Raw genomic sequence first — 25,018 nt, forward strand, 5'->3', positions numbered from 1 at the left:
CCCGGTTCACCGCTTGCGGGTGACCGACTGATCCTCATCGTCCAGCAACGAACCGGTGATCCGGCCGGTGGGTTCGTTGATCTGGTCGAACACCTCGCCCTCGATCCGGTACGCGCGGTTGGTCCGTTCCTGGTCTCCGCCGCCCTGGCCGCCCGCTCCGCCGCCCATGCCGCCCATCGGTGGCATCGCGCCGCCGCCGAACGACTGGCCCGCCGGGCCGCTCATCGGAGCGGACGGGGCACCCGACGCCACCGGCTGCGGCTGATGTGTTCCACCGCCGGTGTGCACGCCCTCGGTCAGCGGCTGGCCGGCCGCCGGGCTCGCGGATTCGAAGGGCACCGGCGGCACCGACGGCATCGACGGTGCCGAAGCACCGCCACCGCCGCCGAAACCACCGGTGTCACTCCCGCGGATCCCGTCGGGGGCGGTCCCGCCGCCGCCTTCGTGCGGGGTGAACGCCGGCTTGGAGTCGGGTTGCGTCGTCCCGGTGACGGGATTCGCCGGATGCGGCACCTTGTCCGTGGAGGGCTTGTCCGTCGAGGGCTTGTCCTCCTCGCCGAGGGTGTACGTGGTCGGCTTGCCGGTGCCGTCGTCGACGGTGACGACCGTCGGCCCGGACGGACCGTCGGGACGCTCGGCGGTGATCTTCACATCGCCGTCCTGGATGTGGATCTTGCCGTCCGGCCCCGGACGGTGGACGCCGTCCTTGTCCGGCTTCCCGTCGTCCGAGCCGGGAGCGGAGCCCAGCTTGGACTCGTCGCCGTCGCCGGTCCAGTCGAGCTTGAAGTCCTTGGCGGGTCCGGAACCGTCCCCGACCTTGATCTCCATCTCGCCGTCTTTGTCCGGCTCGGTCATCTCGAAGGTCTTGTCGCCCTGCTTGACCTTGAGGGTCTCGCGTTCGCCGTCCTCGGCCTTGTCGCCGTCCTCACCGGGTTTGTCACCGGTCAGCTTGTCGCCGTCTTCACCGGGCAGCTCGTCGCCGAGCTTGTCCAAGGCATCCGAGGCCTTCTTCTTCGCCTCGTCGGCGGCCTTCTCGGCATCCTTCGAGTCGCCGTCTTTGCCGTCGGCATCCTTGGAATCGGTGTCACCCATGCCGCCAGGGGCGTCGCCCAGCTTGTTCAACGCGTCGGAGGCCTGCTTCTTCGCCTCTTCACTGGCCTTCTCGGCCGCGGCCTTGGCGTCGGCCGCGGCGTCCGTGTTGCCGCCACCGCCGGGGCCGCCACCCGGGCCCGAACCGCCGAGGTCGCCACCGGTCGGACCGTCGCCCAGTTTGCCCAGCGCCTCGGACGCCTGCTTCTTCGCGTTTTCGGCGGCCGCCGCGGCCTGCTTTTTCGCCTCTTCGGCGGCGGCCTTCTGCTCGTCGCCGTTCGACGGAGGCGGGGCCGAACCCGAGGGCGACGTCTGGTCCTTCTTCTCGTCCGGTCCGCCACCCGGGCCACCGCCCGGCCCGCCGCCAGGCGATCCTCCGCTCTCGGGGATGTTCACGTCCGGGATCGGCGGGGGCTTCTGCGCCGCCGGGCCGGTGCCACCGCCCGGGCCGGAACCACCCGATCCGGGGCCACCGCCGGTGCCGCCTTCGGGGCCACCGCCAGGTCCGCCACCGGGGCCGCCACCCGGCCCACCGCCGGTGCCGCCCGTGAAGTCCGGCCCCTTGCCCGAACCACCGGGACCACCGCCGGTTCCGCCACCGGGGCCGCCGGTTCCCGAGCCGCCGGGGCCACCACCCGGACCTCCGCCGGGACCACCTTGCCCACCGGTGAAGTCCGGGCCCTTGCCGCCGGGTCCGCCACCCGTGCCACCCGCGCCGCCGGCGCCGCCCTTGTCACCCGCGCCTTCGAACTCGTTCTTGACCTTGCCCATGATCTTGTCGAGCTCGTCGTAGGCCTGGTTGACGAATTCCTTGGTTTCCTTGCAGGACTTGGCGAAACCCTCGTAGATGATGGTCCACATCTCGGGGATGAACTGGTTCTGGATCCACTGCTTGGCGAGGTTCTGGCCCGCCTTCTTGAACTCGTCGTCGTCGCAGCAGCCGTCGTTGTTCAGCTGCTGGGTCAGGTTGGAGCCGAAGTTGACGTCCATCCAGCCCGCGATCGCGCCGAGATCCTCCTTGCCGCTCTTTTCACCGGCGGCGATGGCGATGACCTTCTGCGCCATCGCGAAGTCCGCTTTGCCGACGATCTCCTTGTAGAGGTCGACGACCGTGTCAGCCTTGCCCTTGCACAGCTTGAACACCGTGGCGGTGGTGTGCAGCGTCGCTTCGCTCGCGTTGTCCAGTGTCTGCGAGAGTTTCTTGGCCTTGGGGAGGATCTTCTCGTTGTAGTTCTCCGACGAAGCGTCCGCGGCCTTCCCGGTCCAGGTCCCGTAAAGGGTGTTCAGCTGGGAACCGGTGTCGTCGATGGCCTTCTGCACGGTCTTCGAACCGGTCTTGAAGTGCGCGGCGTCGTCGACGAAGTTCTTGAAGCTGATGCCGCGCTGCTCGTCGAACGGCTTCTTGATGTCCTTCTCGAAATCGAGCGCGCGAGAGGTTCCCCGGCAGTCTTCCGGGACCTTCGCCAACAGCGAGCCGAAGGTCTGGAAGACCTTGAGCGCGGGCTCGGCGGCGTCGAAGATCTCGTCCGACGTCTTGGTCCCGGCGCCCTCCGCGGTGGGCTCCTTGGTGCCGTCCAGCTTCTTGCCGCCCTCTTCGACGGCCTTCGTCTCTTCATTCTGGGTGAAGCTGGCCTGGTCACCGGCCTTCTTCGCGTCGTCGTAGATCTTGTCGACGTCGTCCGAAGCCAGGAACGGGATGGCGTTGTAGGACGCCGCGTACTTCGCGGCTTCCTCGCGCTTCTTCTTGATTTCCTCCGGCTCCTGGTCCGCCGACCACGGCGGAGGCGCCGGATGCGTCCGCATCCACGAGCCGATGAGCTTGGTCTTCTGGTCGGCGGGAACGGCCGGGTCGTCGAGAACGGCCTTGACGTCGGTCCAGGTGGTTTTGTCGGCCACTAGCGCATCCCCGTCTTGGTGATCTTGTCCTTCTGCTCGTCCTCGTTGGTGCCGTAGGCCGTGCCCGCGGTGCCGAGGTTCGTGCCGAACGAGCCGAGCGTGGTGCTGTACCCCTGGACCGACGCCCACAACGCCGCCACCCCGTCGGTGTACTTCTTGGCGTGGTCGCCGTGCGCCTGGCCGAAGCCGGCCGCGTTCACCGGAGTACTCGACAGATCCGGGTTGTCTTCGAGCAACTGTTCCGTCAGCTTTCCGATGTTCTTCGACGCCGATGAAAGCGCGTCGGTCGCCGCGGTGAAGCCCCCGCTCATTCTTTTCAGCGCCTTTCGTCGGATCCGTCGGCATTACCGCCGAGTGCCTCTGCGAGCACTTCGGCCACCGACCCGATGTCGGTGAACCGGTCCAGCTGGTCCAAATCGATCCTCACGTCGTGGTAGATCTCCAGCGCCGACAGGAGTCTTATCCGTCCCTTGGAGTCGATACCCAGCTCTTCGAGCGGCGCGTCGGACTCGATTTCGGCGGGATCAAGCCGAAAAGTCTCACTGACGACCTTCACGACCTCCGCGCGGTGATCACCCACGGCGCCGACTATAACGCGCCCTCGCCGCGGCCCGCGCGACCTTGCCACTGGAAGTGCGCGGAAGGTCACCGGAGGGAACCAGACGGACAGATCGCAACGTCAGATCATGTTCCCGTGACACCGCGCGCAATACCATCCTCGTCACTTCTTTGACATCCGCTTCGGCGTTCTTTGCCCATTCGGCTACCAACATCGCCCCTTCGCCCATTTCGTCCGAGACGCCGAATGCGGCGACGCGGTCGCGGCGGATCGCCGGATGCGCCTCCCCCGCCACCGCTTCGATGTCCTGCGGGTGGAAGTTGCGGCCGTCGATGACGATGAGGTCCTTGAGCCTGCCCGTGATGTAGAGGTCGCCGCGGTGGAACACGCCGAGGTCACCGGTGCGCAGCCAACCGCCGGCACCGTCGAGTTCGCCCGCGAACGCGGCGGCGTCGCCGCGGCCCCAATACCCCGACGCGACGTTCGGTCCGTGGATCCAGATCTCCCCGGCGAAGCCGTCGGGCCGCGCGACGCCGTCGCGGACGATCCGGACCCGCTGGCCGAGCGGGCGGCCGACCGAAACGAGTTCCTGGCCGTCCGGAACCTCGATCGCTTGGCCCTGCGCCAGGGCTTCCCTGTCGAAAACCGCGCTCCGCGGCCCTTCGGCGCCCGCGCTCGCGACGTACACAGTGGCCTCGGCCAGACCGTAGGACGGACGGTGGGCTTCAGCTCGGAACCCACGCGGGCCGAAGGCCTCCAGGAAGCGGGCGACCGTACGCGGCCGGATCGGCTCGGCGCCGTTGAGCGCGACCCGGACGTCGGAGAGATCGAGGTCCTCTCCCGCTTCTTCGGCGGCTTCGACGGCGAGGTCGAAAGCGAAGTTCGGCGCTGCGGTGAACACGGCCGGGTGATCGGCGAGCTGGCGCAGCCATCTCACCGGACGGTGCACGAACTCGGCGGGCGACATGAACACCGATCGCGCTCCCGCGTGGACCGGCAGGCACAGCAACTGGATCAGGCCCATGTCATGGAAGAACGGGATCCAGCCGGCGCACGTCGTGCCCTCGTCGACGGCGTAGGCCCGGCTCGCCTGCCAGCAGGCGGCGGCCACCGCCCGATGCGGGATCACGGCACCGGCGGGCTCCCGGGTCGACCCGGACGTGTACTGCAGATACGCGGGGCTTTCCGGTGCGACGGGAAGCGGATCGATACCCGGCCCGGAGAGTTTGTCGACCACGATCAGGTGGTCCGGCTCGCCGGCTTCGCGCACCTTCGCGACAGCGGCCGAAGAGGTCAGCCAGACCTTCGCGCCGCAGTCCGCGAGCACTCCGGCGAGCCTGCCGCGCTGGGAAGGGCTTCCCGGTGCCATCAACGGCACGGCCACCAGGCCGGCGGCGAGTGCGCCGAAGAAGGCCAAGGGGTAATTCAGGTCCTGGCCGGTGAGCACGGCGGCGCGGTCACCCGGCCGGGCGACCAGGCGCAGCGCGCCCGCGACCACTCGCACCCGGGAGACGAACTCCGTCCAGGTGACCGTGGTGTCCACACCGGCACTGTGATCCTGGTGCGTGAACAGCGGCCGCGGGTCGGTCTCACGAGCGAACAACCGCTCGACGATCGAGGTGCGCAGCACCTGCTCCGGCACTTCCTCCGGCGACGCGGTCATATCCGGCAACGTACTGGAACCGCCGTGAGAGCGCGCGGAGGGCCCATTCGACCGACCGTCCTAAGTAGACGATGAGCGGCGTGATCCCCCGGCGTTCGCTCTTGTGAATTCCGGACAGAAGACCGGACATTCCTCGCCCTTTCCCCAGCGTCGGCCGCACACTCGGCGGGCAGTGTGTTTCTTTCCCCCGGCCTTGGAGGACTAGACCATGCGTCGAAGAATCGCCCTGGCAGTCGGCGGCGCCGCCGTCCTGACCGCGAGTCTCACTTCCGCCTCCGCCCTCGCCCCGGTCGCGCAGGCTTCCCCCGGACTGATCGCCGCGATGCAGCGGGACCTGGGGCTCACCGCCGCGCAGGCCTCGACCCGGCTCACCCAGGAAATGACCGCCTCGCGGGTGCTGCCCGCCGCGCAGCGGGCCGCCGGCGCGGCGTTCGGCGGTGCCTGGTTCGATCCGGCGCTCGGCGAACTCGTCGTCGGGGTGACCGATCCCGCGGCGGCGCCCGCCGTCCGGGAGGCCGGTGCCGCCCCCACCGCGGTCGCGATCAGCGCGGCCCGGCTCGACGCGGCCAAGGCCGAAATCGACATGTCGGCCAAGACCCGGCCCGCTCCCGCCGCCGTCAGCGGCTGGCGCGCCGACCCGCGCAGCGGCAGTGTCGTGGTCGCGCTGCGGCCGGGCGCGTACGGTTCCGACGTCGACGACTTCCTGGCCAGGGCAAGGAAATCCGGCCCGGTCACGGTGGTCACGGCGCCCAAGGCCGAACCGTTCGCGGCGGGCACCGTCGGCGGCGACCCGTACTACATCAACGGGAACACCCGCTGCTCGATCGGATTCAGCGTCCACGGTGGATTCGTCAGCGCCGGCCACTGCGGCGGCACGGGCAGTTCCGTCGTCGGCTGGGACGGCTCGGCGATGGGGAACTTCGCCGGTTCTTCCTTCCCCGGCAACGATTACGCGTTCATCCGGATCGGCAACGGCTGGTGGACCGCGCCGGTCGTCCTCGGCTGGGGCACCGTGAGCGACGCGCTCGTCCGCGGCTCGTGGGTCGCGCCGGTCGGCACCTCGGTGTGCCGGTCCGGTTCGACGACGCACTGGCACTGCGGCACCGTGCTGGGGCACAACGAGACGGTCAACTACTCGCAGGGCGCCGTCCACCAGATGACCCGCACGAACGTGTGCGCCGAACCCGGCGATTCCGGCGGTTCCTTCATCACCGGTGACCAGGCGCAGGGCGTCACCTCCGGCGGCTGGGGCAACTGCGGTTCCGGCGGCGAGACCTGGTTCCAGCCGGTGAACGAGATCCTGCAGAACTACGGCCTGTCGCTCGTCACCGCCTGACGCAGGACGTGAAGGCCTCCTTCACTACCCTCAGGGTAGGCAAGGAGGCCTTCACGGACACGCGATCGGCCTAGAGCCAGTGCCGCGGCGGGAGCTCCACCTCGACTCCCATGATCGTCGCGGTCGGCTTGCGGCGAAGCCACCGGCCCGCGGACGTGACGTCGATCAGATCACCGGTGAAGGCCTTGCGCTGCGCGGGTGTCACCGCGTGCCAGCGCATCTTGAACGCGGGACGGACCGGCGCGATGAACGGCCTGACCGGCTCGTGGGCGCGAGCGAACACGGCCTCGAAGTCCCGGACGGGCACATAGTCCAGTTCCAGGTCGATCAGTGGCTCCGGTCCCCCTGCCCGATGGCGGCACCGCGCGAGGATCCGCGCGAACTCGTCCACCGCGAGCCGCACGGCACCGGGTACCTGGTCCCGCCAGCGGCCGAGGAACGGTGCGTTGATCGCCCGCGCCGTCAGCTCGTCCGGCAGCACGATCACCGCCCGGACCGCGACTCCGGCGAATTCCACGTGCAGCCGGGTCCACTTGCCGTCGGTGTCGAGGAAGAACCGCGGTGGTGGCATCCCGGTACCGGCACCCTGCCGGATCCGCTCTTTCACCGCGACGAACGGATGGTCCGATGGTTCGGCGTCCAAGGCCTGGCGGCCGTCCGGCATGACGAACAGCAACTCCAGTCGATCGCCGACGAGCTTCAACCCCGCCGGGAACGACGAGCCGAGGCCGCCGATGAGCGCCGAGCCGGCGACGAGGGCGTGGCGACTGGACGCGACCGGGGTCATCGCCGGCTTCCCCCGTTCGTCTTCAGACCTGCAACTCCATCTCGATGCGCTTGAGATAGTGCCGGGCCAGCGCGAGATTCGCCTGGTCCCGATCGAGCACCAGATACAAGAAGAGGGAGCTCCTGGCGTTCACGGAATCCAGCAGCCGGATCAAATGATATTGGCGGTGCAACGTGATGAGGATGTCCTCGATACTGTCGTTGAGCGACAACGCGGACATGACCCTCATCTTCGACCTGACGACATCGGTGTTCCCCGCCGCCGCGACCTCCAGATTGAGCCAATCACCTCCCCCGCTGGTGCCGAGCGACATCCCGCTGTCGTAATCGACCAGCGCGACACCGACCGCTCCGGCGATCGACATGCATTCCTTGAGCGCGTTTTCGATGTTCATCGAACTCACTTTCTTGGTTTGACGACTAAGCGGCCAGTATCGAACTGATCCGATCGATGACCGGCCGGCATTCGAAAAGCAGGCGGCCGACATTCAGCTGCCGGTCTCCCATGATGACCATGAGCGCCATCCGGTCGATGGCGTAAACGGCCATGTAGCCGTCACTGCTGAACACGACGGTCTGCCTCAGCGTGCCCTTGCCCGTCACTTCGGCCGCCTGGCGCGCGATCCCGAGATTCGCGGCGGCGAGCGCGGAAACCTCCGCGGGGTCGATGTTCTTCGCCGCGTCGGCGACGATCGGTATTCCGTCGACAGCGGCTATCACCGTGTCGGTCACCCCGGCGACATTGTCCCGCAAGGTCCGCAATTCGGCGATCAGTGCGTCGAAATCCACGACTCATACTCTCTTTTTCCGAAGGCCCATCACTGAATGACACGAGGCAATGATCACTCGTTGGAGGTTTCTCGACCGCGATGGACCGTACCACCGAAATCAGTCGTCACCTATGCGTCGAACCGACGTCATATGGGCATCACGCGATCGGCTCATACACTTTCCGTGTACGCACCAGGTCATGGGTTTCTTCGTACCGCCGACACCTGAAATCGGCGCGGTACGCGAATTGCCTACCGCGGCGGGAGGGTGAACAACCGGTCCAGCGCCGAGCGGCTTTCTTCGGTCATCGCACGGTAGATCACCAAGCGCTGGTCCTGATCCTCGAGCGGGATGAGCACCTCGTAGTCCAGTTCGACCGCACCGGCCTCGGGATGCCGCATCACCTTGCGCCCTCGGCCGTTGACCTTGACGTCGCGTTCGGCCCAGAGCCGCGCGAATTCCTCGTCGGCGGTGAATTCGGTGATCAGCTCGGTCAGGGCCTGATCGTCCGGATGCGCGGCCCAAGCGGCGCGCAGATGAGCGATCCCCTCCCGCACGACACGTTCACGATCCGCGTAGAACTCGCGGATCTCGGGGTGTTTGAGGCACAGCCACATCGCATTCCGCCGCGACGGCGGCAGGGTGCCGAAATCCAGGAGCAGCCTCGCCATTTCGTCGTTCCAGGCCAGGATGTCGTAGCGGTGGTTCATCAGCATGGCGGGCAGCGGCGACAGATCCGCGACCAGCCGGGCCAGCGGCGGTGCCGCGGTGGTGGCGAGCTTGTCGGCGGTGCGGGGACGCTGCCGGGCCAGATCGAAGAGGTAGGCGCGCTCGTCAGGGGGCAAGCGCAGCGCTCCCGCCAGCGCCTCCACGACATCGGCCGAGGGCCGCAGCCCACGGGCCTGCTCGAGCCGCACGACGTAATCGACGCTGACCCCCGCCAGTTCGGCGACCTCTTCGCGACGCAGCCCCGGGGTCCGACGCGACCGACGGCGCGACGGCAGGCCGAATTCCTCCGGGGCCAGGCGTTCACGCCGGGTCCGCAGGAACGCGGCCAGCTCCTGTGTCGGGTCCACGGTGGAGGTCGTCATGCCCGGTCCAACAGCCAGGGTAGGACCCGTGTTCCCAGGAAGTGTTCTCCCTTATCCCTCGCTCGCGGCGGCCGCAGACTCGGCTCCGGCAACGGAACACGAACACAGGAGGACCCGATGTCGCTCACCCTCGACACCTATCGGCTGCTGGGCCGGTCCGGGCTGCGGGTTTCCCCGCTGGCGCTGGGCGCGGCGACCTTCGGCACGGAATGGGGCTGGGGCGCCGAGCAGGACGAGGCACGCAAGCTGTTCGACCGCTACGTCGAACGCGGCGGCAACTTCATCGACACCGCCAACACCTACACGAACGGGAGCTCCGAGCGGCTGCTGGGCGAATTCGCCCGCGACCGCCGCGAAAGCCTCGTGCTGGCCACGAAGTACACGAACCTGCGCCGCCCCGGCGACCCGAATTCCGGGGGCGGCCAGCGCAAGAGCCTGTTCGCGTCGGTGGAAGCCAGCCTGCGGCAACTGAACACGGACTACCTCGATCTGCTTTATCTGCACCTGTGGGATTTCACGACGCCGGTCGAGGAGATCCTGCGCGGGATGGACGATCTGGTCCGGCAGGGCAAGGTCCTGTACGTGGGGATCTCCAACACCCCGGCCTGGGAGGTGTCGCGGATGCAGGCGATCGCCGACCTGCGCGGCTGGTCGCCGCTGATCGCACTGCAGATCGAGTACAACCTGATCGAGCGCACCGGGGAACGTGACCTGATCCCCATGGCCCGCGAGATGGGACTGGGCGTGGTCCCGTGGTCGCCGCTCGCCGGCGGGGTGCTCACCGGGAAGTACAGCCGGGACGACCTGTCCGCGACGCCGTCCGCGGACGGCACCCGCAAGGACTTCAACCTCGCCTTGGGCACGCTCACCGAGCGCAACTTCGCCATCGTGGACGTCGTCAAGGAGGTCGCCGCGGAACTCGGCCGCACCCCCGCCCAGGTCGGTCTGGCGTGGACCCTGCGGAACCCGGGCGTGACGGCACCGATCATCGGCGCCCGCACCGCTGAGCAACTGGAGGACAACCTCGGCGCGCTGGAAGTCGAGTTCACCGACTCGCACCTGGCCCGCCTCGACGAGGCCTCCGCGATCGAACTCGGCTTCCCGCACGAAACACTCGCCCGCGCTTCGACCCTCGCGTTGACCCGCGGCGACATGACGATCGAACCGCGCCGCTGAGCCGAGGGAAGGGGGCCTTCACGCGCAGCCGCCTTCAGTTGCGGATGATCCTCCGTTCCGTGGCGACGGCCACCGCACCGGCGCGGCTGTCGACGCCGAGTTTGTCGTAGATGTGGACCAGGTGGGTCTTCACCGTGGCTTCGGAGATGAACAGGCGCGCGGCGATCTGCCGGTTGATCAATCCCTCCGCCACCAATTGCACGATCTCGGTCTCACGAGGGCTCAGCGCGGGCGCCGGAGCCCGCATATGCCCGAAGAGCCGGGCCGCGACCTGCGGCGCCAGCGCGGTCTCTCCACGCGCGGCCGCGTGAATGCCCTTGAAGAGGTCCTCGGGCGGCCCCGCCTTGAGCAGGTAGCCGGTGGCGCCGGCGGCCACCGCCCTGGTGATGTCCAGGTCGGCGTCGTAGGTGGTGAGCACCAGTACCTTCGGCGGATCGGGCAGGGCGGTCAGGCGTTCGGTGGCGTTCACGCCGTCCGGACCATCACCGAGCTGCAGGTCCATCAGTACGACGTCCGGTTTGTGGGCGGTGGCGAACAGCACGGACTCGTCGGCGCCCGCGCATTCGCCGATCACCTCGAAGCCGGGCTCACCGGCCAGCAACGCGGCGATTCCCGCCCGCACCACCGGATGATCGTCGACGATCAGCACCCGGACGGTCATCGAGCCTCCATTATGGGCGCTGTGGGCACGGCGACGGCGAGCGCAGTGCCCTCACCCGGTGCGCTCTCGACGACCATCTCACCACCGAGGTCGGCGACCCGCTCACCGATCATCCGCAGCCCGTTTCCCCGGTCTCCGCTCGCACGGACCGAAGCCGGGGCGAAGCCGACACCGTCGTCGCGGATGTCGAGGACGACCTTGTCGGCCAGGTAGGTCAGCGTGACGGCTGCCTTCGTCGCCCTGGCGTGCTCGCTGACGTTCGCCAGCGCGCTCTGGGCGACCCGGAGCAGCGCTGACTCCACCTCGGGCTCCAGGGGATACGGATCTCCGCTGATCTCGAAGCGCACCGGGTGCGTGGCGGCGAACGTGACCTGCTCGGCGAGCGCGCTCAGGGTCTCGCCGAGGCCGGTGGCCTCGAGCCGCGGTGACCCAAGGCCCTTGACGAACCGGCGCGCTTCGTCGAGGTTGTCCCCCGCCGCTTCGACGGCGCGGGACACGTGGGCTCTGGCCAATTCCGGATCCGTGTCCCACGACCGCTGCGCCGCCTGCAGCAGCATCCGCAAACTCGACAGCCCCTGCGCGAGGACGTCATGGATCTCTCGCGCCAAGCGTTCCCGTTCCTCCACCATCCCGGCCACTCGCTGGCTCTGCGCGAGGTCGATCCTGGTACGCAGGAGTTCCCCGACGGTCGCACCCAGTTCCAGCCGGTCCCGGTCGAGTTGCAGGAACGTCATGGTGGCCATCAGCGCGACCGCGATGGGCGCGAGCACGATGCTCGGATCGAACCCGTCCGCGATCCTCAGCTGGGCGAGGATGGTCGCGACGGTCAGGAGGACGACCACCGCGATCATCATCCGCGGGCGCAGCATCTGCAGGCAGACGAAGAACAACGGCACGGCGCACCAGGCGAAACTCGGCGCGGCCACCACCAGCGCGAGCCAGACCGCGATCACGGCCGTCAGCCACACCGGACGCCACCGGCCGAGCACGGTCCAGCTCAGCACGCCCGCCGCGTAGACCAGCGCGAGCGCGCCGGTGAGCACGAGGATCAGCGGGGTGGCACCGCTCAGCCCGTGTCCCGCGACGAACCGGGCGACGGACGCGGCGAGCAGCAGGAAGAAGCCGGCGTGCATCGCGGCGTTCAGCCGTGTGGTCCCGTCGAGATGCGGTTTCATTTCCGGTCCTCCCTTCCTCGCCGATGATCGTATGCGGGGAGGCGGGGTGTCCCGCATCAATCGTTCGGTTGATGCCCATACCGACCGGTCGACGTCCGATCGATGGCCACTCTCCCGATTCGCCCCGCCCCGCCAGGCGGGAGAGTCGAAGGAGAACGGAACACCCCCTCACCGCAAAGGAAATCCGATGAACGCCAAGCTCCCCCGCACTCGTCTCGTCCTGGGCATGACGGCCGGTCTCGCGACCGTCGCGCTGGCCACCGGCGTGGGTGCGGCGCAGGCACAGCAGGACCGCAAGCCGCAGCCGCCCGCCTCGCAGGCAGTGGTGCAGACCAGCGTGCTCGGCGTCGACGCGGCCACCCGTGCCGCGCAGGCCGCGCTGGACGCCGCCGAGCAGGAAGGCCAGCGGGTCACCGTGGCCGTGATCGACCGGTCGGGCGACGTTCGCGTCCTGCTCAAGGGCGATGGCGCCGGGCCGCAGACGGAGGAGTCGGCGAAGCGGAAGGCCTTCACCGCGGTCTCCTTCGGACAGCCGACGTCCGCGCTGGCCAAGAACGCGCAGGGCGACGGTCCGACCATCCGCGACATCCCCGGCACGCTCTTCCTCGGCGGCGGTGTGCCGGTCGCCGCGAACGGCGGCGCGATCGCCGGGATCGGCGTCGGCGGCGCGCCCAGCGGCGACCTCGACGAGAAATTCGCCGCGGCCGGCCTGCGCGCCATCGGGGAAATCCGCTGATGATCGGTGAGCGGGCGATCGTGGCCCTGCTCGCCGCCCTCGTGCTCGGTGCCTGCTCCCCACAGGCACCGAGCGCACCACCCTCGACGGCGACGAGCACCACCCCGCCGCCCGCGTCGTCCCATCCGCCCCGCCAAGGAGTCCCTGTGAGCCAGCTCTTCGAAGCCGACGCGAACCGAGTCCGGCAAGCCGTCGACGCCGGTGCCGACCTGGAGACCCGTGACGATCACGGCCGGACCCCATTGCTCGTCGCCGTCACCGAGAACCGGGTCGACGTCGCCGAAATCCTCGTCAAGGCGGGCGCCGACCCGAACGCGCTCGACGGACGGCACGACACGCCGTGGCTGGTCACCGGGGTCACCGGCAGCGTCCCGATGGCGAAGCTGCTGCTCGGAGCCAAGCCGGATCTGACCATCACCAACCGATACGGCGGCGTCTCGCTGATCCCCGCCTCAGAACGCGGGCACGCCGAGTACGTACGGCTGGTGGCCGGCAGCGGAATCGACGTCGACCACGTGAACGACCTCGGCTGGACCGCGCTGCTGGAGGCGGTCATCCTCGGCGACGGCGGGCCGCGCCATCAGGAAGTGGTCCGAGCGCTCGTCGCCGCGGGCGCCGATGTGAATCTCGCCGACAAGCAAGGCGTCACTCCCCTCTCCCACGCTCGGACCAAGGGGCAGACGGCCGTCGCGCGGATCCTCGGAGAAGCCGGGGCACGCTGACGTATTTTCTGTTATGCCAATTGACACAAGTCCTCCCGGCTGGCTACGGTTCGGCCGTGGAGCAGGCGCGAGGACGGGGCAGGCCGCGTAAAGACCCTGCGAAGCTGGCCCGATGGACGCCTCCCGAAGGGTGGTCACGGCTGGTCGCCTGGGTCTCCCCTGAGGAGAAGAAGGCGCTGAAGCACGTGGCCGTCGAAGCCGACGTTTCCGTGGCGGAGCTGATACGGGCGCTCGCGGGCGGTCTGACCGCCGGCGTCATCACTCCGGAAGAACTCATCGGGCACGTCGTGAAAGGGAAGACCGTCATGGAGAAGATCCCCACGCTTTTCGAGCGCGACGAGCGCTTCCACGTCGTCGACAGGCCTCGCGCCGAGTGCGCGTGGGTCTTCGACGGAGCCGGGGTGGGGACCGAGAAACTCGACGGCACCAACGTCCGGCTGACCGTGCGCTCGGGACAGCTGGTCCGGGTCGAGAAGCGCCGCAACCCGAGTAAGGAGCAGAAGCAGCAGGGCATCGTGGACGGCTGGTACGTGGACACCGACAGCGCGTCCGCCGACGACAAGTGGATCCTCGCGGCGGCCGGGAACACCGACGTGTCCGGGTGGCCGGACGGGGAGCATCCGAGCGAAGCGCTCGGCCCTCGTATCCAGGGCAATCCCCTGGGGCTGGAGGACCACCGGTGCGTCCCGTTCGACCTCCAGGCACCGGCCGTGCCCGAAGTACCGCGCAGCTACCACGAACTGCGGGACTTCCTCGCCACGCTGGAAAGCCGGTTCTCTCCTGGGCACGTGGCCGAGGGCGTCGTCTTCCACCATCCCGACGGCCGCCGGGCCAAGATCAAGCGCAAGGACTTCCCCCGCTCGGTGACGGCATAGCCCGCCGCCGGAGGTGACCTCACATCCGGCGGCGGTGTCTCGTCGTACCCGGGACAGCACACGCGACCAGGGGGCGGATTCCCGTGAACGAACCAACGCTCGACCCGGCACTGCAGGCGATCGTGAGTGAGCGGCGTCAGCTGATCGGGCTCGCGTACCGCCTGATCGGTTCCCTTTCCGAGGCCGAGGACGTGGTGCAGGAGACCTACACCCGCTGGTATGCCTTATCTCCTGCCCAGCGGGAAGCGATCGACTCTCCCGGAGCCTGGCTGACGACGGTCGCCAGCCGGATCTGCCTGGACCTCCTCGGGTCGGCACGCGCGCGGAGGGAACGCTATGTGGGCGAGTGGCTTCCCGAACCGGTGCCGGGACACGTCGAATGGACGACCGGGCGGCCGCCCGCCGTCGACCCGGCCGACCGGATCACCCTCGACGAGTCGATCAACATGGCGTTCCTCGTCGTGCTCGAGTCGCTGACCCCGGCCGAGCGGGTCGCGTTCGTCCTGCACGACGTGTTCCGCTACGCCTTCGCCGAGGTCGCGGAGATCGTCGGCCGCAGCCCGGCCGCCTGCCGCCAGTTGGCGTCCTCCGCGCGACGCCGCATCCGCGCGACGCGGGTCGCGCCCGCGCCGGTCTCCCGGCAGGCCGATCTCGTCAGGGAATTCAAGAAGGCTTGGGAAGCCCAGGACATCCAAGCGCTCATCGGCCTCCTCGATCCCGGAGTCAAGGCGGCCAGCGATGGCGGCGGGGTCGTCAGGGCGGCATTGCATCCGTTCGAAGGGAGCGACGAGGTCGCCTCCTATCTCATGACGTTGGCGCGGTGGACGTCCGGTCTCGATCTGGTGGAGCGGGACGTCAACGGCCTGCCCGGCCTCGTGCTCCAGAAGGCAGGACAGACCGTCGCCGTCTTCGCGTTCCACGTCGCCGGAGACCGCATCCAGCACATCTGGGGGATGCGGAATCCGGAGAAGCTCCGGCCCTGGGCCGGAGCCTGACCGCTACGCCGCGAGGGCGCCGAGTTGCCGGAGCTGGGTGAGGACGTCCACGACACCCCAGATCTCGGCGACCCGCCCTCCGGCGAAGCGGAGGATGAAGATCTCGCTGTAGGAAACGGTCTTCCCGGTGGCGGGCAGTCCTCGGTACTCGCCTCGGTGGGTGCCGGTGACGGTGTTCCGGCAGACGATCTTGTCCCCGTCGGCGAGGACGTCCTCGGCCGTGACCCGCAGGTCCGGGAACGCGTGAAGCAGCACCGTCCACACTTGCTTCAGTGCCTGTGCCCCGGTCGTGTCCATCGGCACCGGCGCGTGGAACACCACGTCCGGCGCGACGACCTCGTCGATCATCTTCTCGACGAGGTCGATGTCGCCGCTATTGGTCGCGTCGTGGAAGCGGCTGAACACCGCCCGATTGCGTGCGGTCTCGGTCATGCGAACTGTCCGACCCGGTAGTCGCCGCCGGTGTTCTGGACGATGGCGTTCACCCGGTTGAAGGCGTTGATCAGCGAGATCACCGCCACCAGCGCGGCGAGCTGGTCCTCGTCGAAATGCTTGGCGGCGTTCGCCCACGCCTCATCGGTGACGCCGCCACCGTCGGCCATGCGGCACGCCTGTTCGGTCACCTCAAGCGCGGCCCGCTCGGCCTCGGTGAAGACCGACGCTTCCCGCCACACGGCGACCAGGTTGATCCGCACGTCCGTTTCGCCCGCGGCGGCGGCTTCCTTGGTGTGGATGTCCAGGCACACCGCGCATCCGTTGATCTGGCTGGCCCGCATCCGGACCAGCTCCTGGATCGTGAGCGACAGCGGTGAGTCAGTCAGCCCCCTCCCCGCCGAAATGATGGTCCTCATGAATTTTCCGCCGACCGGGTTGCCGAAGTAGTCGAGCCGGGCGTTCATCGCGTTCTCCTCGCGGTAGTGGATGTTCCTGCCCTACCGACGAGACAGCGCCGCGAAATGTGAGCCCGGCCCGAAAACCGGTTACCTCGGCGTCGGCGTCCGTTCGGCGACCCGCTCGACCTTGCCGACCAGGAAGACGTAGGACAGGATCCCGGCGATCGTGATCACGGTCATGTAGGCGAAGCCGGGCGCGAAGCTGTCGTCGGTGACGATCAGGCCGATGACGATCGGCGTGGCGATCGACGACAGGTTCCCGATGAAGTTGAACATCCCGCCGGTCAGCCCGAGCAGCCGCCGCGGCGCCAGCGCGGAGACCAGCGACCAGGTGATCGACGCGAGCCCGTTCCCGAAGAAGGCGATGGACAGGATCACGATGACCATCGTGGTCGAGTCGGTGAAACCGGCCGTGACCATCACCGTGCTCAGCAGCAGCCCGGCGATGATCGGGCCCTTCCGAGCCACCCCGAGCGAAGCGCCGCGCCGCACCAGGAAGTCCGACAGGACACCGGAAACCAGCACGCCGACCAGCGCCGCAATGAACGGCAGCGACGCCAGGAAACCGGACTTGATGTAGTCCATTTCCCGGTACTCCACGAGATACGTCGGGAACCAGGTGAGGAAGAACCAGAGCGTCGAGGTCAGGCAGAACTGTCCGAAGTAGATTCCCCACAGCTTCCGGCTGCCCAGCACGGTCGCCAGATCCGCTCGGGTGACGCGTGCCCGCTCCGGCCGCTCGCGCGGCAGATCCACCAGGCCACCGCCGGAACGGATCAGCTCGACCTCCGCCTCGTTGGCCCGCGAATCCCGCGGTTCGCGGTACTTCGCGTACCAGAGGACGGCCCAGAGGACGCCGACCAGACCGGTGGCGATGAACACCCAGTGCCACGACAGCACGGTCTGCAGCCAGGACAGCACGGGCGTCAGCAGCGCGAGGCCGATGAACTGGCCCGAGGTGTAGAAGCCGATCGCCGTGGCGCGTTCGCGTTCCGGGAACCAGACGGTCGCGATCTTGCTGTTGATCGGATAGGCGGGTGCCTCGAAGACGCCGACCATCAGCCGTAACGCGATCAGCGCCACGAACCCGCCGATGATCCCCATGAAGAACGTCGCGAGCGACCACAGGATCAGGCAGGCCGGATAGAGCAGCCGCGGCGGGATCTTGTCGACCAGCCAGCCGCCGGGCAGCTGCAACGCGGCATAGGTCCAGCCGAAGGCCGACAGGAGCAGACCCTGTTCCGCTTTGGACAGATCGAGTTCGCCGGCGATCGCGGGCATCGCGATCGACAGGTTCGACCGGTCGAGGTAGTTGATGACGACGGTGATGAACAGCATCACCGCGATGAGCACCCGGAACCGGGTCGGGCGCACGGTGCCCTGGACGGTGGTGGTCATCGCGTTCACCATTCCGCGAACGAGCCGTCGGTGTGCCGCCACACCGGATTCCGCCAGCGATGTCCCTCGGCCGCCCGGTCGGCGACGTACTCCTCGTTGATCTCGATGCCCAGCCCCGGCCCGCGCGGGATGACGACCTGTCCTTCGTCGTAGGCGAACACCGACGGATCCGCCAGGTAATCGAGAAGGTCGTTGCTCGTGTTGTAGTGGATGCCGAGGCTCTGTTCCTGGATCGTCGCGTTATAGCAGCCCGCGTCGATCTGAAGGCAGGCCGCCAGCGCGATCGGGCCGAGCGGGCAGTGCAGCGCCAGGCCGACGTCGTACGCCTCGGCCATGTGCGCGATCTTGCGCGCTTCGGTGATGCCACCGCAGTGCGACGGGTCCGGCTGGATGATGTCGACGGCGCCTGAGGCCAGCACCGCCTTGAAATCCCACCTCGAGAACAGCCGCTCGCCGAGCGCGATCGGGATCGGCGAGGTGCGGAGGACGTCGGCGAACCCGTCGACGTGCTCGGAAAGCACCGGTTCCTCGACGAACATCAGCCGGTACGGCTCCAGTTCGCGCAGCAGGACCTTGGCCATCGGCTTGTGCACGCGGCCGTGGAAGTCCACCCCGATGCCGATGTTCGGACCCACCGCCTGCCGCACCGCGTCCACATTGGCCACACAGCGGTCGACCTTGTCCCAGGTGTCCAGATAGGACAGTTCCTCGGTCCCGTTCATCTTCACCGCGCTGAACCCGCGATCCACCACCTCGCGCGCGGCGCGGGCGGTCTCGGCGGGACGGTCGCCGCCGATCCACGAGTACACCTTGATTCGGTCGCGCACCCGGCCGCCGAGCAGTTCGTGGACCGGAACCCCGAGCGCCTTGCCCTTGATGTCCCACAGGGCCTGGTCGATCCCGGCCAGCGCGCTCATGTGGAGACCGCCGCCCCGGTAGAACCCGCCACGGTAGAGGACCGTCCACAGATCCTCGATCTGCGAAGGATCCTTGCCGATCAGATAGTCGGAAAGCTCCTCGACGGTCGCGGCCACCGAAGCGGCCCGGCCCTCCAGGACCGGCTCGCCCCAGCCGGTGACGCCTTCGTCCGTTTCGATTTTCAGGAACGACCAGCGCGGCGGCACCTGATATGTCGTCATTGACACGATCTTCATGGTCTTCTTCCTTATTCCTGGTGCCAGATCTCGGAAAGCGCACGGGCCCGGACGCCGACCGCGTCGGCGCTGTCACCCGGCCGGTAGAGGCAGGTACCGAGCCCCGCCCCGGCCGCCCCGGCGGCGGCCCAGGCCGCCAGGTTCGTTTCGTCGACCCCGCCGACCGGCAGCAGCCCGACCTCGCGCGGCAGCACCGCGCGCCATGCCTTCATGCCCCCGATCCCGACCGCGCCGGCGGGGAACAGCTTGAGATTCCGGGCGCCCGCGGCCAGCGCGGCGAAGGCCTCGGTGGGCGTGGCGACGCCTGGATACGGCGTCATCCCCTCGGCCACGGCCGCGGAGATCACCTCGGGATCGGCGTTGGGCGCCACGATCAGCCGCGCCCCGGCCTCCCGCGCGCGGCCGACGTCCTCGGCGGTGAGCACGGTGCCCGCGCCGATCTCGCACCGCTCCCCGAACGCGTCGGCGAGCAAACGCACGCTCTCGAAGGGCTCCGGCGAGTTCAGTGGGACCTCGATGGCGGGGAATCCCGCGTCGACGAGCGCCCGGCCGACGCCGACGACCTCGGCCGGGGTCACTCCGCGCAGGATCGCGATCAAACCGGTCACGGTTTCAGTGTCCTTTCGAGACGGTCTTCGAGCAGTCCGGCGGCCGTCGCGATCCGCCACAGCCCACGGGCGGTGATCTCCTCCGTCAGCACAATGGCCTCTAATCCCCTTTCGGCGAGGGCGGCGGCATAACGGCGGCAGAGCTCGCTCGCACCGCAGAGCACCACACGGGTGTCCTCGGCACGCAGCAGATGTGAGACCTCGTCGGCGATCAGGACGCCGGAGAGGTAGTCGGGCAGCGACGCCGGTTCCAGTACGCCGTCGAGCACGAGCGGGCGGGCGCCGAACGCCTCGGTGGCGAGCCCTCGCGAACGCCGTCCCGCGGCGAGACCCCGCGAGAAGGCGTCGTCGTCGGCCACCGGATCGGCGGCCGTGCGGGCGAGGATGCCGTGCGCGATCAGCAATCCGTACAGTTCGCCGGTCATCGCGGTGGCGAAACCGGTGACGAGCCCGTCCTCGACGCGGACCCATTTGCTGTGCGTTCCGGGCAGCACCACGGTGAGCGCTCCGGCAGGGTCGCCGAGCGCTTCGAGCACGCCGATCAGTTGCGTTTCCTCGCCGCGGATCACGTCGCCGGGGTGCTCACCGGACGGGATCCGCAGTCCCGGCACGAGATGGAGCACGCCGTCGCGATGGGACACGGGCACGAGCGACGGGAAGTCGAGCCGCGCCGGGACCGTGCGGTAGCCGGAGTCGGTCCAGCCCTGCGCGCTGCCCACCATGCCGGAGGCGAGGGCGGGGAGCCCGGGGAACGCCGCGAGCCAGTCACCGCAGGTCTTCCGGAAGGCGGATTCGTAGGCGGCCGCCTTGGCCCGCCGATCTCGAAGGTCGACGTCCTCGGTCGTGGTCAGCAGTCCGCGCCCGGCGCTGCGGGCGTCGAGGATCTCGCCGTCCCCGCCGAGCAGCCAGGCACGCTGACCGGAGGTTCCCCAGTCGAGCGCGATCAAGGCGGGTTCGGTGTCGGTCACGAGCGACATCGTGCGGTCGCGTTCCCGATATTGCGATCGCCGTCCCTATATGTAGGATTTCCGCATGTCCGACACGGCACCGCCCGGCACCCAGACCCTCGCCCGCGGCCTGGCGGTGATCCGCGCGGTCGCGAGCGGCGCGACCGATCTCCGCGCACTGGTCGACCACACCGGCCTGGGCCGCAGTACCGCGCACCGGCTGGTCCAGCTGCTGGTGAGCGAGGGTTACCTGCGCAGCGGGCGGGACGGCTACACCCTCGGGCCTACCCTGATCGAACTCGGCTTCCAGGCCCTGCACGGCAGTCCGCTGCCGGTGGTCGCCCGGCCGGTGCTGGAGGAACTGGCCGACCAGTTGCGCGACACGGTGCACCTGGCCGTCCGGGACGGAGATTCCGTGCTGTACCTGGACAAGCTGCCCGGATCACGAGGTGCGGAAATGCGTTCCCGGATCGGGCACCGGATGCCGTTGACCCGCACCGGTGTCGGCATGGCGCTCCTGCTGGATTCCGCGCCGGAATGGCGGGAGCTCTACTTGGCCGAGACGCCAGCGGAGCCCGGCAAGGTGCGCCCGGAGGACCTCGACGCGTTCCTGGCGCGCATGCGCGAGTACGCGGAGTCCGGGGTGGCGATGGACCTGGAGGACAACGAACCGGGGATCCGCTGTGTCGCGGCGCCGATCCGGGACGCCACCGGCGCGATCGCCGGGGCGATCAGTGTTTCGGCGACCCGGCCGTACATGCCGGCCGCCCGGATGCGCGGCCTGAACCGCGTCGTCGGCCGCGCGGCACGACAGGTCTCCGCCGGCCTCGGGTACCGCGAACCCTGACGAACGGCTCGTCAAACCCCCAAGGCGCCGACGAGCAAGGCGCTGACGGCGTCACGGTTGGCGGGGACGTCCTCCCAGCGCAACCTCCGTCCCGCCTCGACCACCACCCCGAAACCGGCGTGCACGAGCACCCTCGCCTGACGCTGGTCGAGCTCCGGCCGCGCCGCCCGCAGATGCCGTTCCCACACGGCGATGTGTTCGCGCTGCGCGCTGACCAAAGGACGTTGCAGAGCAGCGGGAAGGCCCGCCAGTTCGGCGTTGGCGACGCTGGTGAGCGCGGTGTGCTCGAAGCTGTAGGCCACATAGGTCCGCGCCAGCGCCAGCAGCGCGTCGCTCGGGCCGTCGACGTCGCGAAGGTTCTGTTCCACCGCCTGGGCCAGGATTCCCGCCGCCTGCAGACAGGCCGCGGCGAGAATGTCGGCCTTGCCGGGGAAATACCGGTAGAGCGCGGACGGCACCAGCCCGACGGCTTCGGCGATCCGGCCGTTCGTGACGTTGGCGAACCCGTCCTGTTCGAACAACGGGATGGCCGCCGCGAGGATCTCCGAACGCCGGGTGCGCGGCATCGGATCGGCGGGCAAGTCGACGGTGTGCGTGCCCGCGACACCGGTCGTCGGATCGGTCGCGACCACGCGCAGGGCGGACTCGAGCAGCACCTCTTCGACCCGCCGCTGGGCGATCGAAGTGCGATGCATCGTGATGGAGCCGATCACGCCGAGCGCGGCAACGGCCCGCAAACCCTCGCCGGGAAGTGGATACTCCCGCCGCACCGACTCGGTCACCCGGTCCACGACCTGTTCGAACTTGAGCGCGAGCGAGTGCCGGTCTTCGCGTTCGAGGTACCGGGATTCCCAGCGGTAGAGGCCACTCGACGCGCGATGGACGACCGTGCCCTGCGTGACCGCGGCGAGCACCTCCGCCAGCGGCGCGCCGGGCGCCACGTCGTCGAGCGTGGCGACGAGCCGGTCGGCCATGACGTTCGCGCACGCCGCGAACAACGCGTACTTGTTCGGGAAGTGCCGGTACAGGGCCGCCGCGGTGATGCCCACGTCGGCGGCGATCTCCTCCATCGACGCCGCGTGGTAGCCGTGTTCGCTGAAGATGCGCCCGGCCGCGTCGACGATCGTCTGCTTGCGGTTACGGGGCCGGACGGCCGCGGTCGAGTCGGCGCTCATCGTGGGTGCCGAGCGGCTGCGGACGGGAACGGGGCCATGCCGGGAAGTCAACCACGAACCGGATCACCGCCACGGGAACCGTTCGGCAAGCTCAGCGCCGCGATGTGATTCCTGATTAACTTATGGCTTCTCAACCGGCGGTTTGGCATGCATACTGGCCAAGAGCTCGCTGCGCACCTCGACGAGAAACGTCCCGGAACCTACCAAGGAAGTTAGGTGAGGAAATGAGCGATCTCAGCAGGAGGAACGTTCTGTCCCTCGGTGTCGCGCTGGGCCTGGTGGGCGCGGCGAGTGTCGCCCCCGCCTGGGGCGACACTCGGACCGGTTCGGCGGCCGACCCTTGGTGGGTCTGGGACGACGAAATCGACCGCATCATGGCGGGGCTGCTCGAAGCGGGCCAAGTGCCGGCGGCCAACACCGCGATGCGGTCCTGGGTGGACAACAACGACCCGCTGCCTGGTGGACTGCCCGCCGATCTGTCGGGCTACCTCCAGCGCGTGAACAAGCTGCCGTCCTGGGCCGACCCCGCGAAGCTGCGCCGAGCGGCCGATTTCAACCGGCGCAAGGACACGTATCTGTTCATGCTGTACGGGCTCGGCAGCGGCATCATGAGCACGGTCATCCCGCGGGAGGCCAAATCGGTTTACTGGTCCGCGGGCGGGGCCGACATGCAGGACCGCGCGGCCAAGACCTTCACCTTCGGCTACGACCTGAGCGAACTGAACGCGTTCGAGCCCGGCGGCCAGTTCGTGGTCACCGCCAACAAGACCCGGCTGGTGCACGCCGCGGTGCGGCATCTGCTGCCGCAGTCGCCGTACTGGAAGGCCGTCGCGGACGAGCGGATCCCGATCAGCAACGGCGACATCCTGGTCACCTTCCACAGTCTCGGCACCTTCGTGCACCGGAAACTGCGCGAATGGAAGGTCCCGATGTCGGCCGCCGACGAGGACGCCTTCCTCCACATGTGGCAGGTCGCCATCCACCTGCTCGGCGTGCGGGAGGAGTTCATCCCGAAGACGTGGGCCGCCGCGGACGCGCAGTCGGCGCAGGTGCTCACCCCGATCCTTTCCCCGTCGCACGAAGGCAAAGAGCTCGCGGAAGACCTGCTCGGGCTGACCGCACAGGTCGATCTGGGCGTCACGCGGGGATTCCTCAACGAATTCGTGCGCTACGTGTTGAGCGACGCCATCGGCGATTGGCTCGGGCTGCGCCGCGATTACGCGTCCGCGGCCCTCATTCGCACCGCGTGGCCCGCCTACATCGCGTTCCGCGAGGGGCTGATCCCCATCATGCCCGCGGGGTTTTACATGTTCGACCAGATGGTGCGCGCGCTGGCGATGCTGTTCCTCAACAAGGGCACGTCACCGACGACGACCCTCATCACCATCCCCACGGGGAACCGGGCCGGCACCTGACCGCCCACGTCACCGCGTGATTGGTAAGGACGGTTCTAACCGTCCTTACCACTCACGAGGCCGAAATCCTTCTCCACGTGACAGTTTTCCGCCTCTCAGTAGTTTCCACGACGCGCGTCCGGCGGGGTTCCCGCTATATCTGGGAATCCGTTCCGGCCTCGGAACGGTTCTTCCGAGAGGACATGCGCGATGAAGCGTGGATCACAGTGGGGCGCCGCGGTTCTCAGTGCGGTGACCGCACTGCTCGTGGCGGCGGTACCGGCGGCGGCCGAAGAGAATCCGTATGCCCGCGGCCCCGCACCGACGAAAGCCAGTATCGAGGCGGACCGGGGATCGTTCCAGACCGCCACCGAGAAAGTCCCCGCCGGACAAGGTTTCGGCGGCGGGACGATCCACTACCCGACCGACACCACTCAGGGCACCTTCGGCGTGATCGCCGTCGCGCCCGGCTTCTTCGAAACGGAGAGCGCGATCGCCTGGTACGGCCCGCGGCTGGCCTCCCAGGGATTCGTCGTCATCACGTTCTCGACCAAGAGCACCTGGGACACCCCGGACGTCCGGTCCGAGCAACTGCTCGCGGCGCTCCGTTACGTCACGGACAAGAGCCAGGTGAAAGACCGTGTCGACCCGCACCGGCTCGCCGTCATGGGGCATTCGATGGGCGGCGGTGGATCCTTGATCGCCGCGCAGAAGGCACCCACGCTGAAGGCCGCCATCCCGCTGACGGGCTGGAACCCGAACACGACGTTCTCCGATCTGAAGGTGCCCACGTTCGTCGTCAGTGCCCAGAACGATTTCATCGCGCCGGACGGCTCGCATTCCCGGCCGTTCTACCAAAGCCTTCCCTCGTCGTTGGACAAGGCGTACATGCTGTTGGCCGGTGTAGGTCATATGGCGCCGACGAGCCCGAACGTGACCATCGCGAAGTACAGCATTTCGTGGATGAAACGCTTCGTGGACGAAGACGCCAGGTACGACCAGTTCCTGTGCCCGCTGCCGGCGAACGACCCGAAGATCGCCGTGTACCAGGGAACTTGCCCGATCAGCTGA

Annotated in this window: 26 protein-coding genes; 9 read left to right on the forward strand and 17 right to left on the reverse strand. The window is 68.6% G+C overall.

Annotated features, from left to right (window positions below; translation table 11 throughout):
* Positions 1-6 precede the first annotated feature (6 nt).
* The 4 genes from ACIRGA_RS15825 to ACIRGA_RS15840 are packed head-to-tail and all read right to left on the reverse strand — an operon-like array spanning position 7 to position 5,207.
* Positions 7-2,985 (reverse strand): WXG100 family type VII secretion target, encoded by a 2,979-nt coding sequence (locus ACIRGA_RS15825; RefSeq protein ID WP_400941487.1) that lies wholly within the window; start codon positions 2,983-2,985, stop codon positions 7-9.
* Positions 2,985-3,296, reverse strand: a complete 312-nt coding sequence (locus ACIRGA_RS15830) for a hypothetical protein (RefSeq protein ID WP_400941489.1) — start codon at positions 3,294-3,296, stop codon at positions 2,985-2,987. The genes ACIRGA_RS15825 and ACIRGA_RS15830 overlap by 1 nt, the downstream gene beginning before the upstream one ends.
* A gap of 5 nt (positions 3,297-3,301) precedes the next feature.
* Positions 3,302-3,565 (reverse strand): acyl carrier protein, encoded by a 264-nt coding sequence (locus ACIRGA_RS15835; RefSeq protein ID WP_400941491.1) that lies wholly within the window; start codon positions 3,563-3,565, stop codon positions 3,302-3,304.
* Positions 3,558-5,207 (reverse strand): fatty acyl-AMP ligase, encoded by a 1,650-nt coding sequence (locus ACIRGA_RS15840; protein ID WP_400941493.1) that lies wholly within the window; start codon positions 5,205-5,207, stop codon positions 3,558-3,560. The genes ACIRGA_RS15835 and ACIRGA_RS15840 overlap by 8 nt, the downstream gene beginning before the upstream one ends.
* A gap of 208 nt (positions 5,208-5,415) precedes the next feature.
* Between ACIRGA_RS15840 and ACIRGA_RS15845 the strand changes: the two genes are divergently transcribed.
* Entirely contained in the window at positions 5,416-6,543 is a 1,128-nt protein-coding gene (locus ACIRGA_RS15845) for a S1 family peptidase (protein WP_400941496.1), read from the forward strand.
* 70 nt (positions 6,544-6,613) lie between these two features.
* Here the strand turns inward: ACIRGA_RS15845 and ACIRGA_RS15850 are convergent, their stop codons facing one another.
* The 4 genes from ACIRGA_RS15850 to ACIRGA_RS15865 form a co-directional block, all read right to left on the reverse strand.
* On the reverse strand, positions 6,614-7,330 hold the full coding sequence (locus tag ACIRGA_RS15850; RefSeq protein WP_400941498.1) for a hypothetical protein: 717 nt from the start codon (positions 7,328-7,330) through the stop codon (positions 6,614-6,616).
* A 22-nt stretch (positions 7,331-7,352) separates the two neighbouring features.
* Entirely contained in the window at positions 7,353-7,724 is a 372-nt protein-coding gene (locus ACIRGA_RS15855) for a hypothetical protein (RefSeq protein ID WP_400941501.1), read from the reverse strand.
* A gap of 25 nt (positions 7,725-7,749) precedes the next feature.
* Complete coding sequence (locus tag ACIRGA_RS15860; RefSeq protein ID WP_073848829.1) at positions 7,750-8,118, reverse strand: roadblock/LC7 domain-containing protein; 369 nt, start codon at positions 8,116-8,118, stop codon at positions 7,750-7,752.
* Between the two features lie 233 nt (positions 8,119-8,351).
* Positions 8,352-9,191, reverse strand: a complete 840-nt coding sequence (locus ACIRGA_RS15865; RefSeq protein ID WP_400941504.1) for a helix-turn-helix transcriptional regulator — start codon at positions 9,189-9,191, stop codon at positions 8,352-8,354.
* A gap of 117 nt (positions 9,192-9,308) precedes the next feature.
* On the opposite strand from ACIRGA_RS15865, the gene ACIRGA_RS15870 reads away from it, so the two are divergent.
* Complete coding sequence (locus ACIRGA_RS15870) at positions 9,309-10,367, forward strand: aldo/keto reductase (RefSeq protein ID WP_400941506.1); 1,059 nt, start codon at positions 9,309-9,311, stop codon at positions 10,365-10,367.
* A gap of 34 nt (positions 10,368-10,401) precedes the next feature.
* Here the strand turns inward: ACIRGA_RS15870 and ACIRGA_RS15875 are convergent, their stop codons facing one another.
* On the reverse strand, positions 10,402-11,028 hold the full coding sequence (locus tag ACIRGA_RS15875) for a response regulator (RefSeq protein WP_400941507.1): 627 nt from the start codon (positions 11,026-11,028) through the stop codon (positions 10,402-10,404).
* The gene (locus ACIRGA_RS15880; protein WP_400941509.1) at positions 11,025-12,203 is read right to left on the reverse strand and encodes a sensor histidine kinase; all 1,179 of its coding nucleotides are present in this window, start codon (positions 12,201-12,203) and stop codon (positions 11,025-11,027) included. Before ACIRGA_RS15880 ends, ACIRGA_RS15875 begins: the two co-directional genes overlap by 4 nt.
* 187 nt (positions 12,204-12,390) lie before the next feature.
* Here ACIRGA_RS15880 and ACIRGA_RS15885 point away from each other — a divergent pair, with 187 nt between their 5' ends.
* The 4 genes from ACIRGA_RS15885 (at position 12,391) to sigJ (ending at position 15,531) form a co-directional block, all read left to right on the forward strand.
* Positions 12,391-12,939: a heme-binding protein gene (locus ACIRGA_RS15885; RefSeq protein ID WP_400941511.1), complete on the forward strand. Its 549-nt coding sequence runs from the start codon at positions 12,391-12,393 to the stop codon at positions 12,937-12,939.
* Positions 12,939-13,661: an ankyrin repeat domain-containing protein gene (locus tag ACIRGA_RS15890; protein WP_400941514.1), complete on the forward strand. Its 723-nt coding sequence runs from the start codon at positions 12,939-12,941 to the stop codon at positions 13,659-13,661. The genes ACIRGA_RS15885 and ACIRGA_RS15890 overlap by 1 nt, the downstream gene beginning before the upstream one ends.
* 56 nt (positions 13,662-13,717) lie before the next feature.
* Positions 13,718-14,536, forward strand: a complete 819-nt coding sequence (locus ACIRGA_RS15895; protein WP_400941516.1) for a hypothetical protein — start codon at positions 13,718-13,720, stop codon at positions 14,534-14,536.
* Between the two features lie 83 nt (positions 14,537-14,619).
* Positions 14,620-15,531 carry an RNA polymerase sigma factor SigJ gene (gene sigJ, locus ACIRGA_RS15900; RefSeq protein WP_400941518.1) on the forward strand — a complete coding sequence of 304 codons (912 nt, stop codon included), beginning with the start codon at positions 14,620-14,622 and terminating at the stop codon, positions 15,529-15,531.
* 3 nt (positions 15,532-15,534) lie between these two features.
* Here sigJ and ACIRGA_RS15905 read toward each other — a convergent pair whose 3' ends face one another.
* The 6 genes from ACIRGA_RS15905 to ACIRGA_RS15930 all read right to left on the reverse strand — a co-directional run bounded on the left by ACIRGA_RS15905 (position 15,535) and on the right by ACIRGA_RS15930 (position 20,561).
* The gene (locus ACIRGA_RS15905; protein WP_400941520.1) at positions 15,535-15,963 is read right to left on the reverse strand and encodes an ester cyclase; all 429 of its coding nucleotides are present in this window, start codon (positions 15,961-15,963) and stop codon (positions 15,535-15,537) included.
* Positions 15,960-16,430, reverse strand: a complete 471-nt coding sequence (locus tag ACIRGA_RS15910) for a carboxymuconolactone decarboxylase family protein (RefSeq protein WP_400941522.1) — start codon at positions 16,428-16,430, stop codon at positions 15,960-15,962. The genes ACIRGA_RS15905 and ACIRGA_RS15910 overlap by 4 nt, the downstream gene beginning before the upstream one ends.
* Positions 16,431-16,511: 81 nt before the next feature.
* Positions 16,512-17,822, reverse strand: a complete 1,311-nt coding sequence (locus ACIRGA_RS15915; protein ID WP_400941525.1) for an MFS transporter — start codon at positions 17,820-17,822, stop codon at positions 16,512-16,514.
* Positions 17,823-17,827: 5 nt separating this feature from the next.
* Positions 17,828-18,976 (reverse strand): galactonate dehydratase, encoded by a 1,149-nt coding sequence (gene dgoD, locus ACIRGA_RS15920; RefSeq protein ID WP_400941528.1) that lies wholly within the window; start codon positions 18,974-18,976, stop codon positions 17,828-17,830.
* 11 nt (positions 18,977-18,987) lie between these two features.
* Positions 18,988-19,584: a 2-dehydro-3-deoxy-6-phosphogalactonate aldolase gene (locus ACIRGA_RS15925; RefSeq protein WP_400941531.1), complete on the reverse strand. Its 597-nt coding sequence runs from the start codon at positions 19,582-19,584 to the stop codon at positions 18,988-18,990.
* A complete protein-coding gene (locus ACIRGA_RS15930; protein WP_400941534.1) occupies positions 19,581-20,561 on the reverse strand; it encodes a 2-dehydro-3-deoxygalactonokinase in 981 nt (326 codons plus the stop codon). Before ACIRGA_RS15930 ends, ACIRGA_RS15925 begins: the two co-directional genes overlap by 4 nt.
* Before the next feature lie 55 nt (positions 20,562-20,616).
* On the opposite strand from ACIRGA_RS15930, the gene ACIRGA_RS15935 reads away from it, so the two are divergent.
* Positions 20,617-21,378 (forward strand): IclR family transcriptional regulator, encoded by a 762-nt coding sequence (locus tag ACIRGA_RS15935; RefSeq protein ID WP_400941537.1) that lies wholly within the window; start codon positions 20,617-20,619, stop codon positions 21,376-21,378.
* A gap of 11 nt (positions 21,379-21,389) precedes the next feature.
* Here ACIRGA_RS15935 and ACIRGA_RS15940 read toward each other — a convergent pair whose 3' ends face one another.
* A complete protein-coding gene (locus ACIRGA_RS15940; RefSeq protein WP_400941540.1) occupies positions 21,390-22,553 on the reverse strand; it encodes a TetR/AcrR family transcriptional regulator in 1,164 nt (387 codons plus the stop codon).
* A 224-nt stretch (positions 22,554-22,777) separates the two neighbouring features.
* Between ACIRGA_RS15940 and ACIRGA_RS15945 the strand changes: the two genes are divergently transcribed.
* Both ACIRGA_RS15945 and ACIRGA_RS15950 read left to right on the forward strand, forming a co-directional pair.
* Positions 22,778-23,968, forward strand: a complete 1,191-nt coding sequence (locus ACIRGA_RS15945; protein WP_400941542.1) for an oxygenase MpaB family protein — start codon at positions 22,778-22,780, stop codon at positions 23,966-23,968.
* A 189-nt stretch (positions 23,969-24,157) separates the two neighbouring features.
* Positions 24,158-25,018 carry a dienelactone hydrolase family protein gene (locus ACIRGA_RS15950; RefSeq protein ID WP_400941545.1) on the forward strand — a complete coding sequence of 287 codons (861 nt, stop codon included), beginning with the start codon at positions 24,158-24,160 and terminating at the stop codon, positions 25,016-25,018.

Origin of the sequence: Amycolatopsis sp. NPDC102389, assembly GCF_044765885.1 — a bacterium.
Lineage (GTDB): Bacteria > Actinomycetota > Actinomycetes > Mycobacteriales > Pseudonocardiaceae > Amycolatopsis.